Genomic DNA, 13,738 nt, shown 5'->3' on the forward strand with positions numbered 1-13,738 from the left:
CTCCTACGAAGAGCCCATCAGCGCTCGGCCACGCTCAGGCGTGTGGCGCCCTGTTCGCCACGCGCGCGGCGGCGGGTGACCAGCAGGCCGGAGCAGACGATGAGGATGCTCAGCAACGCGGTGGCGGTCACTTCCACGCGGTGGTCCGGGCGCAGCAGCATCAGCACCAGGACGCCGACGATGAACAGGATCACGCCCCAGGTCAGCCAGGGGAACAGCCACATGCGGTACTGCGGCACCTGGCCCTCGGCGTTCATGCGCTTGCGCATGCGCAGCTGGGAGATGGCGATCACCAGGTACACCAGCAGCGCGATGGCGCCGGAACTGGCCATGAGGAAGCCGAACACCTGGGCGGGCACCAGGTAGTTGGCGATCACCGTGGCGAAGGCCGCGGCGGTCGACAGCAGCACCGCCACCACCGGGGTGCCGGCGCGGCTGGTGATGCGCGCGGCGGCCGGGGCGTCGCCGCGGCTGCTCAGCGAGTAGAGCATGCGCGAGGCGGTGTACAGCGAGGAGTTCAGGCAGCTGGTCACCGAGGTCAGCACCACCACGTCGATCAGCGCCTTGGCGTGGGGCACGCCCAGCACTTCCAGCACGGTCACGTAGGAGCCGTCGGCAGCCAGGCGCGAATCGGTCCAGGGCACCAGGGCGACGACGATGAAGATCGACAGGATGTAGAACAGGGTGATCCGCCAGATCACCGAATTGGTGGCCTTGGAAATCTGCTTTTCGGCAGCGTCCGACTCGGCGGCGGCGATAGTCACCACTTCCGCGCCGAGGAACGAGAACATGGTGATCAGCATGGCGCTGAGCACCGCGCCGAAGCCGTTGGGCATGAAGCCGCCGTTGTCCCACAGGCGCGATACGCCGCTGACGCCGGTATCGGGCAGCAGGCCGAGGATGGCGCAGGCGCCGAGGACGATGAAGCCGACGATGGCGATCACCTTGACCAGCGCCAGCCAGAACTCGAACTCGCCGTAGTTCTTCACGCTGAACAGGTTGGTGACGGTGAGCAGCAGGGTGATGGCCAGGGACAGCACCCAGATGTCCAGCTGCGGCACCCAGCTGTTGATGATGGTGGCGGCGATGTTCGCCTCGATGGGGATCACCAGGACCCAGAACCACCAGTACAGCCAGCCGATGGTGTAGCCGGCCCACTTGCCGATGGCGCGGTCGGCGTAGGTGGAGAAGGAGCCGGTGTCGGGCGACGCCACGGCCATCTCGGCCAGCATGCGCATGACGATCACCACCAGGGCGCCGGCCAGCATGTACGCGAGGATGGCCGCCGGGCCCGCCTCGGCGATGGCGCGGCCGGAGCCGACGAACAGGCCGGCGCCGATCACGCCGGCGATGGACAGCATCGTCACATGCCGCGATTTCAACCCATGGCTCAGGTTGTTCTTGTTGAGCTGTTGCATGGTCTCACCTTGTAAAGCTGCGTCCCTGCGGCGGAAATGGCCCGGCCCACCCGTGCGTGGGCACGGGCGGGTACGGGGTCCGTCTTTGTTCTCTTCGGCGCGACCCCTTCAGGGAAAGGGGCCGCGGGGCACGCGGAGGAACCTCAGGCCAGCTCGTCGAAGCACTCGCCGATGATGCCCAGGCCACGCTGCAGGTCGGCGTCGCTGACGGTCAGCGGCACGAGGATGCGCAGGACGTTGTAGTAGGTGCCGCAGGACAGCAGCACCAGGCCCTTGTCGCGGGCCTTGGCGACGATCTTCGCGGTCAGCTCGGCGGCCGGGGTCTGGCCGTCGGCTTCGAACAGTTCCACCGCGACCATGGCGCCGAGGATGCGCACGTCGCCGACGCTGGCGTGGCGCTCGCCGATCTTGCGCAGGCCGGCGCCGAGGATTTCACCCACAGCCTGGGCGCGCTGCAGCAGGTTCTCTTCCTCGAAGGCCTCGATCACCGCCAGGGCGGCGGCGCAGGAGATCGGGTTGCCGGCGTAGGTGCCGCCCAGGCCACCCGGGGCCACCGCGTCCATCAGCTCAGCCTTGCCGGCAACGCCGGCCAGCGGGAAGCCGCCGGCGATGGATTTGGCGAAGGTGGTCAGGTCGGCGGCGACGCCCATCTGCTCCATGGCGAAGAAGGTGCCGGTGCGGCCGGCGCCGGTCTGCACTTCGTCGGCGATCAGCACGATGCCGTGTTCGTCGCACAGGGCGCGCAGGCGCTGCATGAAGTCCTTCGGCGCCGGGTTGAAGCCGCCCTCGCCCTGCACCGGCTCGAGGATGATCGCGGCGATGTCGCGCGGCTGCGCATCGTTCTTGAAGATGCGCTCGATGCTGGCGATGGCGTCGTCCACCGACACGCCGTGCAGCGCGTTCGGGTACTGCGCGCGGAACACACCGCCGGGCATCAGGCCCAGGCCGGCGGAGTACGGCACCACCTTGCCGGTCAGGGCCAGGGTGTAGTGGGTGCGGCCGTGGTAGGCGCCGGTGAAGGCGATCACGCCGCTGCGGCCGGTGGCGGCGCGGGCGATCTTGATGGCGTTCTCCACGGCTTCGGCGCCGGTGGTCACCAGCAGGGTCTTCTTCTCGAAGTCGCCGGGGATCATGCCGTTGATCTTCTCGGCCAGGGCCACGTAGCCCTCGTAGCCGAACACGTGGAAGCAGGTGTGGGTCAGCTTGGCCATCTGAGCCTGCACGGCGGCCATCACCTTCGGGTGCAGGTGGCCGGTGTTGAGCACGGCGATGCCGCCGGCGAAGTCCAGGTACTCGCGGCCTTCCACGTCCCAGATGGTGGCGTTCTCGGCGCGCTCGGCGTAGATCTGGTGGATCTGGCCGACGCCGCGCGGGATGGCGGCCATGCGCCGTTGTTGCAGGCTCTGGTTGCTGTTCATGCTGTCTCCAGGTCAGGAATGGGTAGGCGGACGCGCGTTACACGCCGATGCACAGGTATTTGATTTCCAGGTAGTCCTCGATGCCGTATTTGGAGCCTTCGCGGCCCAGGCCCGAGGCCTTGATGCCGCCGAAGGGGGCGACTTCGTTGGAGATGATCCCGGTGTTGATGCCGACGATGCCGTACTCCAGCGCCTCGCCGACGCGGAACACGCGGCCCAGGTCGCGGGCGTAGAAGTAGGCGGCCAGGCCGAACTCGGTGTCGTTGGACATGGCGATCACCTCGGCCTCGTCCTTGAAGCGGAACAGCGGCGCCAGCGGGCCGAAGGTCTCTTCCTTGGCCACGGCGGCGTCGTTCGGCACGTCGACCAGGATGGTCGGCTCGAAGAAGGTGCCGCCCAGGGCGTGGGGCTTGCCGCCGGCGACGACCTTGGCGCCCTTGCCCACGGCGTCGGCGATGTGTTCCTCGACCTTGGCCACGGCCTTGGCGTCGATCAGCGGGCCGGTGGTGATGCCCTGCTCCAGGCCGTTGCCGATGTTCAGCTTGGCCACGGCGACCTTCAGCTTCTCGACGAAGGCGTCGTACACGCCGTCCTGGATGTACAGGCGGTTGGCGCAGACGCAGGTCTGGCCGTTGTTGCGGTACTTGGAGACCAGCGCGCCGTCCACGGCGGCATCCAGGTCGGCGTCGTCGAAGACGATGAAGGGCGCGTTGCCGCCCAGCTCCAGGGAGACTTTCTTGATGTCCTTGGCGCACTCGGCCATCAGCTGGCGGCCGATTTCGGTGGAACCGGTGAAGGTCAGCTTGCGCACGATGGGGTTGCCGGTCAGCTCCCCGCCGACTTCGCCGGCGCTGCCGGTGACCACGCTGAACACGCCTTTCGGGATGCCGGCGCGCTCGGCCAGTTCGGCCAGAGCCAGGGCGGAATACGGCGTCTGCGAAGCGGGCTTGAGCACCATGGTGCAGCCGGCGGCCAGGGCCGGGCCGGCCTTGCGGGTGATCATCGCCGAGGGGAAGTTCCACGGCGTGATGGCCGCGGTAACGCCGATGGGCTGCTTGATCACCATCAGGCGCTTGTCCGGCTGATGGCCGGGAATCATGTCGCCGTAGACGCGCTTGGCCTCTTCGCCGAACCACTCGAGGAAGGAAGCGGCGTAGGCGATCTCGCCCCTGGCTTCGGTCAGCGGCTTGCCCTGTTCGAGGGTCATCAGGCGTGCCAGGTCGTCCTGGTTCTCGATCATCAGTTCGAACCAGCGGCGCAGCTTGTTGGCGCGCTCCTTGGCGGTCAGCGCGCGCCACGCCGGCAGGGCACGGTCGGCGGCCTCGATAGCGCGGCGCGTCTCGGCGGCGCCCATCTTCGGCACGCTGCCGAGGATCTCGTTGCTGGCCGGGTTGTTGACCTTGAGGGTCTGGCCGTTGTCGGCATCCACCCAGGCACCGTCGATGTAGGCCTGCTGGCGGAACAGGCTGGAGTCTTTGAGTTGCACGCGTTCTTCCTCGTTATCGGTGGCGGGCGGCTCAGCCGGCGGCCCGCAGGTTGTTGTCCGGGGTGGCGGCCTTGGCGAAGTCGCCGCCTTGGGCTGCGACCTGCTCGCGGACCTTCTCGACGATGTAGGCGCCGATCGGGATGGCCGAGGTGGCGGCCGGCGACGGCGCGTTGCAGACGTTGACGCTGCGCCTGGTATTCACGAAGAGGAAGTCGTCGATCAGCTTGCCGTCGCGCGACACGGCCTGGGCGCGCACGCCGGCCGGGTACTCGGTGAGGTCGCTCTTGACGATGCTCGGGCAGTACTTCTGCACTTCCTTGAGGTAGCCGCCCTTGAACAGCGAGTTCTTCATCTCGATCAGGCCCGGGCGCAGGTTCTTCGCCAGCACCTTGAGGATGCCCGGCGAAGTCAGTGTCTCGAACAGGTCGGAAAGGCTGACGTCGGTCTTGCGGTAGCCCTCGCGCTTCATCGCCAGCACCGCGTTGGGGCCGACGGTGACGGTGCCGTCGATCATCCGCGTCAGGTGCACGCCGAGGAACGGCATGGACGGGTCGGGGATCGGGTAGATCAGGTGGTTGACGATCTGGTTGTGCTGCTTGGGCAGCAGGTAGTACTCGCCGCGGAACGGGCAGATGATGAACTGCGGCTCCAGGCCCAGCATGCGCACGATGCGGTCGGCCATCAGGCCCGAGCAGGTGACCAGGTAGCGGCCGCGGAACTCGTTGTCGGTGGTGCGCACCACCACTTCCTCGGCGCGCTCGTCCAGCGCCGTCACCTCGGCGTTGTAGCGGATCTCGCCACCGGCGGCCTGGAACTCGCGGCCCATGGCGGCGGTGACTTCGGCGTAGCTGACGATGCCGCTGGAGGGCACGAAGATGCCGCCCATGCCGACGATGTTCGGCTCGCGCTCGCGCAGCTCGCCGGCGCTCAGCCAATGGCGCTCCAGGCCGTTGGCCGCGGTGCGCTCCCAGAGCGCCCGCATGCGCTCCATCTCCAGCTCGTTGGTGGCCACCAGCAGCTTGCCGCACTCATCAAAGCGGATGCCGTGCTTGTCGCAGAAGGCCTTGGTGGCCTTGTTGCCGGCCAGGCAGAACTTCGCCTTGAGGCTGCCGGGGGTGTAGTAGACGCCAGCGTGGATCACGCCGCTGTTGTGCCCGGTCTGGTGGCGCGCCGGGCCGGATTCCTTCTCCAGCAGGAGGATCTTCGCGTCCGGGTAGACCTGGGTGAGTTGCATCGCGGTGGACATGCCGACGATGCCGCCGCCGATGATGATGAAATCGTACACAGCCATTACCTCGCGCACTGGCTCAGCTGAAAAAGACCCACAGGAGCGGGCCGCCGGCGAAGACCGTGCGCGGACCTTCGCGGGCGAGCCCGCTCCTGTGGCAAGGGTGACGCTGTCGGAATTACTGGCCGCGCTGGTACAGCGGTTTCTGGTAGGCGATGTAGCCACGCTGGCGCATCAGCTCGCGGCGCAGGCCCTCGTGCGGGGTGAAGCGGTCGCGGCCGTGCAGCCAGAACAGGTTGTTGATCAGCAGGAAGCAGCCCTGGGGCACCGGCACCGAGAGCTTGGCCGGGCTGGTCTCCAGGGAGTCGGACAGGGCGTTCAGCCAGATGCCTTCCTCGAAGTCCTTGGGCTGCACGAACTGGTCGATGTAGCGCATGGTCGGGCGACCTTCGGCGTCGCAGTCGAACACCGAATGGAACACGTCCTCGCTGACCTTCTTGCTCGGCGGCGCGGTCCAGCGCATTTCGCGGCGGGCCAGCGGGTGGCGGTAGAACTCGTCCAGCTCGTTCCAGTCGTCCAGGTGCAGCAGCAGCGAGTTGCCGCCCTCCATGTTCTTCTCTTCGATCTTCATCATCAGCACGTAGTCGGTGATCTGATTGACGAAGGTGCCGTCGTTGTGCAGCTCCATCACGCGGTGCGGCTGGCGCAGGTAGCTGTCGGAGTTGTCGCTGTTGACCACCACGAAGCGGGCGTAGAACTGGCCGCTCATGGCGTCGTAGTTGGAACGGCCGATCAGGTGCGCGATGGCGGTGGAGAACTTCACCATGTCCTCGGCCTGGGCCACGTCATCCAGGCCCTCGGGCTTGACCAGCATGCCGCCGGTGCCACGGTCGAGGATGGTGTTCAGCAGCACCGGGCGCAGGGTGCCTTCGCACAGCTCGTCGAGGATCTGGGCGACGCGGAAACGCAGGAACGACTTGTACTCCAGGGCCTGCACCGGCCACTGCGCCACCGCCTTGACGAAGGCCTGCACGGTTTCACGGGCGAAGGTCAGTTCCAGCAGGCGCGGCGACTGCGCCGAAGGCGCGACCGAGTAGCCGCGGGTCTCCAGCGGCAGGGGCATGGCGAGGTCCTGGATGGAGGTGAAGGCGTTCATGGCGGTGTCCTGGCAATGATGGGGTGGCGCCGTCCGGCAATGACCTGGATCAGGCGGGCAGGAGAAAAATATCGTCACAAACTAAAAATGTCTACATTTTTATTTTTCGACGACAAATATGCGTCCTGTCTATTGTTTTTCGTCCATACGACATTTGGGTATGATCCAGCGCAAATCCCCACAGGAGCTGGATTTGGAAGCGATCGCCCCCCGTCAGAACTCGGCCGTCAGCGGTTACGAGTGGCTCAAGAAGGACATCATCCGCGGCGTCTTCAAACCCGGCGAAAAGCTGCTGATGAGCACCCTGAAGGAGCGCTACGACCTGGGCGTGGGTCCGCTGCGCGAGGCCCTGTCGCAACTGGTGGCGGAGCACCTGGTGGTGGCCATCAGCCAGAAGGGCTACCGCGTGGCGCCCATGTCGCTGGAAGAGATGCAGGACATCTACGACGCCCGCGCCAACCTGGAAGCGATGATCGTCGGCCTGGCCATCCAGCGCGGCGACGATGCCTGGGAGGCGCAGGTGCTGGCGAATTCGCACACCCTGGCCAAGGTGGTGGAGGTGAAGACCCGCGAGCAACGCCTGGACGTCTGGGACGAGCGGCACAAGGCCTTCCACACCGCCATCGCCCAGGGCTGCGGCTCCAAGCACCTGCTGCAGGCGCGCACCTACCTGTTCGACCAGGCCGAGCGCTACCGCCACCTGTGGCTGACGCACACGGTGTTCTCCGAACAGGCCCTGGAGCTCAAGCGCCAGGAGCACACCGCGCTGGTGGAGGCGATCCTCGCCCGGGATGCCGCCAAGGCCAGCGAGATGATGCGCAACCACCTGATGACGCCGGTGCCGATCATCGCGCAGATCATGCGCAACGGCGGCCTGGGTGATTCCGCCCGCTGACGCCGGGCGTCGGCCGGCGCCACCCGCCGCGGCCGCAGCGCTAGACTGAAACGACGCCCCGCCGAGGGGCCGCCCGCCCCGGGCCGGCAATGACGCGCGAACCGCGGCTGCCGGCACGCGCCCGTCCCGGGCCGGCGCCTGCCCTGCCCCGCTGTTCGCCTCGCGTACGGAGAACCGGCACCTCCCGCCATCCACCCGGAGCCCCCCGCCGCCGCGCGGGCGCCCGACAGCGGAGGAGTTGCCATGGACGAAGCCAAACTCAACGACTTCATGGGCCGCCTGGTCGCCGACATGGGCGGCGCGGCCATGCTGGCGAACGTCATCCTCGGCGACGAACTGGGCCTGTACCGGGCCATGGCCGACAACCAGCCGGTAAGCCCGCAGGCCCTGGCCGAGCGCACCGGCTGCAACCCGCGGCTACTGCGCGAATGGCTCAGCGCCCAGGCCGCCGCCGGCTACCTGGAGCACGAAGGCGGCAACTTCCGCCTGCCCGAGGAACAGGCCATGGCCCTGGCCATCGAGGACTCGCCGGTGTACGTGGCCGGCGGCGCCGGCGTGCTGGCTTCGCTGTACCAGGACAAGGACAAGCTGCTGGCCGCCATGCGCGGCGACGGCGCCCTGCCCTGGGGCGACCACCACCCCTGCCTGTTCCGCGGCACCGAGCGTTTCTTCCGCCCCGGCTACCGCGCGCATCTTGTAGAGGAGTGGCTGCCGGCGCTGGACGACGTGGTGGCCAAGCTGCAGAACGGCGCGCGGGTGGCCGACATCGGCTGCGGCCACGGCGCTTCCACGGTGATCATGGCCCAGGCCTTCCCGGCCTCGCGCTTCGCCGGCTTCGACTACCACGCGCCCTCGGTGGAAACCGCCAGCCAGCGCGCACGCGAGGCCGGCGTGGAAGACCGCGTGGACTTCTCCCAGGCCAGCGCCAAGGACTACCTGGGCGAGTACGACCTGATCTGCTACTTCGACTGCCTGCACGACATGGGCGACCCGGTGGGCGCCGCCCGCCACGCCCTGCGCCACCTGGCGCCGGACGGCACGGTGCTGCTGGTGGAGCCCTACGCCGGCGACCGCCTGGAAGACAACCTGACGCCCATCGGCAAGCTGTTCTACGCCGCCTCGACCTTCATCTGCACGCCCAACTCGCTGTCCCAGGAAGTGGGCCTGGGCCTCGGCGCCCAGGCGGGCGAGGCGCGTCTGCGCGCGGTGTTCGAGGAAGCCGGGTTCACCCGCTTCCGCCGGGCGGCGGAGACGCCGTTCAACCTGATCCTGGAGGCGCGGCCATGAGTGGTCGATCGTAGGAGCAACTGTCTTGCAGGCCGCGCCGGGCTGCTCTTCGTAGGAGCGAGCTTGCTCGCGAACAGATTCCGCTGCGGGGTTCCGTTCGCGAGCAAGCTCGCTCCTACGAGAAGCCGTGCCCGCCGGTACGTTCGGCTATCGCGGATAAGCCATTCCCGGCACCGTGCCTCCTGTAGGAGCGGGCCCTGCCCGCGATTCGCGCGCAGGGCGCGCTCCTACAAAGGAGCAGCATGCACCTACGCAACTCAGGCGCGGAAATGGCTCGGCGGCTGGCCGCTCCAGCGCTGGAAGGCGTGGCGCAGGCTGGCGGTTTCGCTGAAGCCGAGTTCCTCGGCGATGCGGTAGATGGGCATGTCGCCGCCCTGCAGCAGCTCCTTGGCGCGGGCGAAGCGCAGTTCGTCGAGCAGTTGCTGGTAGCTGGTCTGCTGTTGCTGCAGGTGCCGGCGCAGGCTGCGCGAGGAGCAGTTCAGGCGCCGCGCCAGTTCCTCCAGGCCCGGCGGCGACTGCAGGCGCTCGCCGAGGATGCCGCGGACCTTGTCCAACCAGGCGCGGCGGGCGGCCAGGTCGACGTTCTGCCGGCGGCACTGTTCGAGCATCTCGCGGTGGGTCACCGGGTCGGCCAGCGGCAGGCGGCGCTCCAGCCAGGCGGCGGGGAAGCCGAAGGCGCTGCGCGAAGCGCCGAAGCGCAAGCCGCAGGCGAAGCCTTCGGCGTAGGCGGCCTCGCGCTCGGGCGGGCCGGCATAGTCGAACTCCGCGCACAGCAACTCCAGGGGCTGGCCCAGCAGGTCGCCGCAGGTGACCTTCATCGAGCCCAGGCACAGTTCGGTGTTGAACGGCCGCAGGGCCTCGTCCTCGCTGTAGCCGGTGGCCACCAGCCAGGCCACCTCGCCTTCGACCTGCAGAGACAGGTGGAAGTAGGTGCCCAGCAGCACCGGGTAGCTCAGGCCGATGCGTAGCGCCTCGCCGAGGGTCGGCGCCGAAAGCAGCGCATAGCCCAGCAGGCCGTAGGCGGAAATCCGCGTGCGCAGGCCCAGGCGCAGGCCCAGGGCGGGTTCGGCGGCCAGGCGCTCGGCGTTGGCGAACACCTGCTGCTCCTGCCAGGGGCTGACCAGCCGGCGCAGGTCCACCAGGTCGGCGGCGGTGATGCCGCTGCCTTCGAGGATGCCGTCGCGCTCATGGCCTTCGGCTTCCAGCAGGGAAACCGTCAGGGTGGTCATGTGCAGGGAGTTGAGCCAGGTGTTGCGGGAGAAGCTGGTTCCGGTCATGTCTTGCCCATCGGTGCGCTGCGCCGTGCCCGCGATGTTACCGTCGCGGGCATGGGATTTGGCAAGGCAAAGGCGGCAATTGTAGGAGCGGGCCCTGCCCGCGATTCGCGCGCAGGGCGCGCTCCTACAGGGGAGCGCGATGGTTGGTGCAGCACAGCGGGCTCAACCGCGCGAAAGGAAGCGCATCCCCTCTTCCAGCCCGCGCAGGGTCAGCGGGTACATCTGGTCCTTCACCAGTTCGCGCACCAGGTTGGTGGAGGCGGTGTAGTTCCAGGTGTCCTTCGGGTACGGGTTGATCCAGATGAGCTTCTTGTACTTCTCCATGAAGCGCTGCATCCACACGTAGCCGGCTTCCTCGTTCCAGTGCTCGACGCTGCCGCCGGCCTGGGTGATCTCGTAGGGCGCCATGGCCGCGTCGCCGACGAACACCACCTTGTAGTCCGGCCCGTACTTGTGCAGCAGGTCGAAGGTGGCGGTGCGCTCGTTGCCGCGGCGCAGGTTGTTCTTCCACACCGACTCGTAGATGAAGTTGTGGAAGTAGAAATATTCCAGGTGCTTGAACTCGGTCTTGCAGGCCGAGAACAGCTCCTCGCAGACCTTCACGTGGGCGTCCATCGAGCCGCCGATGTCCAGCAGCAGCAGGAGCTTCACGGTGTTGCGCCGCTCCGGGCGCATCTGGATGTTGAGCAGCCCGGCGTCCTTGGCCGTGTGGTCGATGGTGCCGTCGATGTCCAGCTCTTCCGCCGCGCCTTCGCGGGCGAACTTGCGCAGGCGGCGCAGGGCGATCTTGATGTTGCGCGTGCCCAGTTCGACCTGGTCGTCGAGGTTCTTGTACTCGCGCTGGTCCCACACCTTGGCCGCCTTGCCCTGGCGCTTGCCGGCGTCGCCCACGCGGATGCCCTCGGGGTTGAAACCGCCGGAGCCGAACGGGCTGGTGCCGCCGGTGCCGATCCACTTGTTGCCGCCGGCGTGGCGTTCCTTCTGCTCCTCAAGGCGTTTCTTGAACTCCTCGATGAGCTTGTCCAGGCCGCCGAGGGACTGGATCTGCGCGCGCTCCTCGTCGGTCAGCAGGCGCTCGAACTCCTTGCGCAGCCATTCCTCGGGAATCAGCGCCTTGAGATGGTCGTCGAGCTTCTCCAGGCCCTTGAAGTAGGCGCCGAAGGCCCGGTCGAACTTATCGAAATGGCGCTCGTCCTTCACCATGATGGTGCGGGCGAGGTAGTAGAACTCGTCCATGTCGGCGAACACCACGCGGTGCTGGAGCGCGTTGATCAGGTCCAGCAGCTCGCGCACCGACACCGGCACCTTGGCCGCGCGCATTTCGTTGAACAGGTTGAGCAGCATGGCTGCGTCCTCTCGTGAAGCACATGCCCTGTAGGAGCGAGCTTGCTCGCGAACGAGCCCCCGTCGCGGAGTCTGTTCGCGAGCAAGCTCGCTCCTACGAAGAGCCGGTCAAATTCAGCGTGAAGCGCGGCGGCTCATGAACGCCAGGCGCTCGAGCAGCTGCACGTCCTGCTCGTTCTTCACCAGGGCGCCGGCCAGCGGCGGGATGGCCTTGGTCGGGTCACGCTCGCGCAGCACCGCCTCGCCGATGTCGTCGGCCATCAGCAGCTTCAGCCAGTCGACCAGTTCGCTGGTGGAGGGCTTCTTCTTCAGGCCCGGCACCTTGCGCACGTCGAAGAAGATGTCCAGCGCCTCGCTGACCAGCGAGGCCTTGATGCCCGGGTAGTGCACGTCGACGATCTTCTGCAGCGTCTCGCGGTCGGGGAAGGCGATGTAGTGGAAGAAGCAGCGGCGCAGGAAGGCGTCCGGCAACTCCTTCTCGTTGTTCGAGGTGATGATGATGATCGGCCGCTGCCTGGCCTTGATGGTCTCGTTGGTCTCGTAGACGTAGAACTCCATCTTGTCGAGTTCCTGCAGCAGGTCGTTGGGGAACTCGATGTCGGCCTTGTCGATCTCGTCGATCAGCAGGATGACGCGCTCGTCAGCCTCGAAGGCCTCCCAGAGCTTGCCCTTCTTGATGTAGTTGCGCACGTCGTGGACCTTGTCCACGCCCAGCTGCGAGTCGCGCAGGCGGCTCACCGCGTCGTACTCGTAGAGGCCCTGGTGGGCCTTGGTGGTGGACTTGATGTGCCAGGTGATCAGCTTGGCGCCGAAGGCTTCGGCCAGCTGCTCGGCGAGCATGGTCTTGCCGGTGCCCGGCTCGCCCTTCACCAGCAGCGGGCGCTGCAGGGTGATGGAGGCGTTGACCGCCAGCTTGAGGTCGTCGGTGGCGACGTAGGACTGGGTGCCTTCGAACTTCATCGGGGAATCCTCGAACGGTATCGGCCGGGCCTATGCCCGGGCTGTAGGAACTGGGAGACAGACTGCGACTATACCGCGCAGCTCCGTCGACTGTGAACGCAGGCATGGCATTCAGTCACTGAATGCGCAGCCACTCGTCCATTCGTCGAACGACGTCGACCGCGCACCACCCTCTCACCGACGCCGCTGCCCTGGAGCCGACCTTTCCGACGGTTTCGCAGCTTTACGGCCAGGGCGCCGGGGAATAGGCTGGTGGGTCAGCATCGATCCACAAGGACACCCATCATGAGCCGCATCTTCGCAGACAACGCGCAGTCCATCGGCAACACGCCGCTGGTCCAGATCAACCGCCTGGCCCCGCGCGGCGTCACCATCCTGGCCAAGATCGAGGGCCGCAACCCCGGCTACTCGGTGAAGTGCCGCATCGGCGCCAACATGATCTGGGATGCCGAATCCAGCGGCCGCCTGAAGCCGGGCATGACCATCGTCGAGCCGACCTCGGGCAACACCGGCATCGGCCTGGCCTTCGTCGCCGCCGCGCGCGGCTACAAGCTGGTGCTGACCATGCCCTCCTCCATGAGCCTGGAGCGGCGCAAGGTGCTCAAGGCCCTCGGCGCCGAGCTGGTCCTCACCGAGCCGGCCAAGGGCATGAAGGGCGCCATCGCCAAGGCCGAGGAGCTGGTGGCCAGCGACCCGGCCCAGTACTTCATGCCGGCGCAGTTCGACAACCCGGCCAACCCGGCGATCCACGAGAAGACCACCGGCCCGGAAATCTGGAACGACACCGACGGCGCGGTGGACGTGCTGGTGGCCGGCGTCGGCACCGGCGGCACCCTCACCGGCGTGTCGCGCTTCATCAAGAACACCAAGGGCAAGCCGATCCTCTCGGTGGCCGTGGAGCCGACCAGCTCGCCGGTGATCAGCCAGACTCTCGCCGGCGAAGAGGTCAAGCCCTCGCCGCACAAGATCCAGGGCATCGGCGCCGGCTTCGTGCCGAAGAACCTCGACCTGGCCATGGTCGACCGCGTCGAACTGGTCGGCGACGACGAGGCCCGCAGCATGGCCCTGCGCCTGATGCAGGAGGAAGGCGTGCTCTGCGGCATCTCCAGCGGCGCCGCCATGGTCGCCGCCGTGCGCCTGGCCGAGGAGCCGGCGATGCAGGGCAAGACCATAGTCGTCATCCTGCCCGACTCGGCCGAGCGCTACCTGTCGAGCATGCTCTTCGAAGGCGTGTTCGAAGAACAGGAAATGGTGCAGTAAGCCCCCGCG

General features: G+C 67.3%; 11 protein-coding genes. 3 read left to right on the forward strand and 8 right to left on the reverse strand.

The window, feature by feature from the left end; all coding sequences use genetic code 11:
- Positions 1–17 precede the first annotated feature (17 nt).
- The 5 genes from gabP to glaH all read right to left on the reverse strand — a co-directional run bounded on the left by gabP (position 18) and on the right by glaH (position 6,706).
- Entirely contained in the window at positions 18–1,418 is a 1,401-nt protein-coding gene (gene gabP, locus M8R19_RS06445; protein WP_249917359.1) for a GABA permease, read from the reverse strand.
- Between the two features lie 143 nt (positions 1,419–1,561).
- Complete coding sequence (gene gabT / locus M8R19_RS06450; protein WP_249917360.1) at positions 1,562–2,836, reverse strand: 4-aminobutyrate--2-oxoglutarate transaminase; 1,275 nt, start codon at positions 2,834–2,836, stop codon at positions 1,562–1,564.
- 37 nt (positions 2,837–2,873) lie between these two features.
- Entirely contained in the window at positions 2,874–4,322 is a 1,449-nt protein-coding gene (gabD, locus tag M8R19_RS06455; RefSeq protein WP_249917361.1) for an NADP-dependent succinate-semialdehyde dehydrogenase, read from the reverse strand.
- Positions 4,323–4,353: 31 nt separating this feature from the next.
- Entirely contained in the window at positions 4,354–5,607 is a 1,254-nt protein-coding gene (lhgD, locus tag M8R19_RS06460) for an L-2-hydroxyglutarate dehydrogenase (protein WP_249917362.1), read from the reverse strand.
- A gap of 121 nt (positions 5,608–5,728) precedes the next feature.
- Positions 5,729–6,706 (reverse strand): glutarate dioxygenase GlaH, encoded by a 978-nt coding sequence (gene glaH / locus M8R19_RS06465; protein WP_074977199.1) that lies wholly within the window; start codon positions 6,704–6,706, stop codon positions 5,729–5,731.
- 193 nt (positions 6,707–6,899) lie between these two features.
- Between glaH and csiR the strand changes: the two genes are divergently transcribed.
- Both csiR and M8R19_RS06475 read left to right on the forward strand, forming a co-directional pair.
- Entirely contained in the window at positions 6,900–7,601 is a 702-nt protein-coding gene (gene csiR / locus M8R19_RS06470; RefSeq protein ID WP_249917363.1) for a DNA-binding transcriptional regulator CsiR, read from the forward strand.
- Between the two features lie 243 nt (positions 7,602–7,844).
- Positions 7,845–8,888 (forward strand): class I SAM-dependent methyltransferase, encoded by a 1,044-nt coding sequence (locus tag M8R19_RS06475; RefSeq protein WP_116423543.1) that lies wholly within the window; start codon positions 7,845–7,847, stop codon positions 8,886–8,888.
- A gap of 257 nt (positions 8,889–9,145) precedes the next feature.
- On the opposite strand, the gene M8R19_RS06480 is transcribed toward M8R19_RS06475, so the two are convergent.
- The 3 genes from M8R19_RS06480 to M8R19_RS06490 form a co-directional block, all read right to left on the reverse strand.
- Positions 9,146–10,165, reverse strand: a complete 1,020-nt coding sequence (locus M8R19_RS06480; RefSeq protein WP_043312790.1) for an AraC family transcriptional regulator — start codon at positions 10,163–10,165, stop codon at positions 9,146–9,148.
- A 162-nt stretch (positions 10,166–10,327) separates the two neighbouring features.
- Positions 10,328–11,509 (reverse strand): vWA domain-containing protein, encoded by a 1,182-nt coding sequence (locus M8R19_RS06485; protein WP_116423542.1) that lies wholly within the window; start codon positions 11,507–11,509, stop codon positions 10,328–10,330.
- A gap of 114 nt (positions 11,510–11,623) precedes the next feature.
- Positions 11,624–12,469 (reverse strand): AAA family ATPase, encoded by an 846-nt coding sequence (locus tag M8R19_RS06490; protein WP_009623574.1) that lies wholly within the window; start codon positions 12,467–12,469, stop codon positions 11,624–11,626.
- A gap of 285 nt (positions 12,470–12,754) precedes the next feature.
- Between M8R19_RS06490 and cysK the strand changes: the two genes are divergently transcribed.
- Positions 12,755–13,729 (forward strand): cysteine synthase A, encoded by a 975-nt coding sequence (gene cysK / locus M8R19_RS06495; RefSeq protein WP_116423541.1) that lies wholly within the window; start codon positions 12,755–12,757, stop codon positions 13,727–13,729.
- Positions 13,730–13,738 lie beyond the last annotated feature (9 nt).

This window comes from Pseudomonas sp. R3.Fl (assembly GCF_023516765.1).
In the GTDB taxonomy this organism is placed as follows: Bacteria; Pseudomonadota; Gammaproteobacteria; order Pseudomonadales; family Pseudomonadaceae; genus Pseudomonas; species Pseudomonas citronellolis.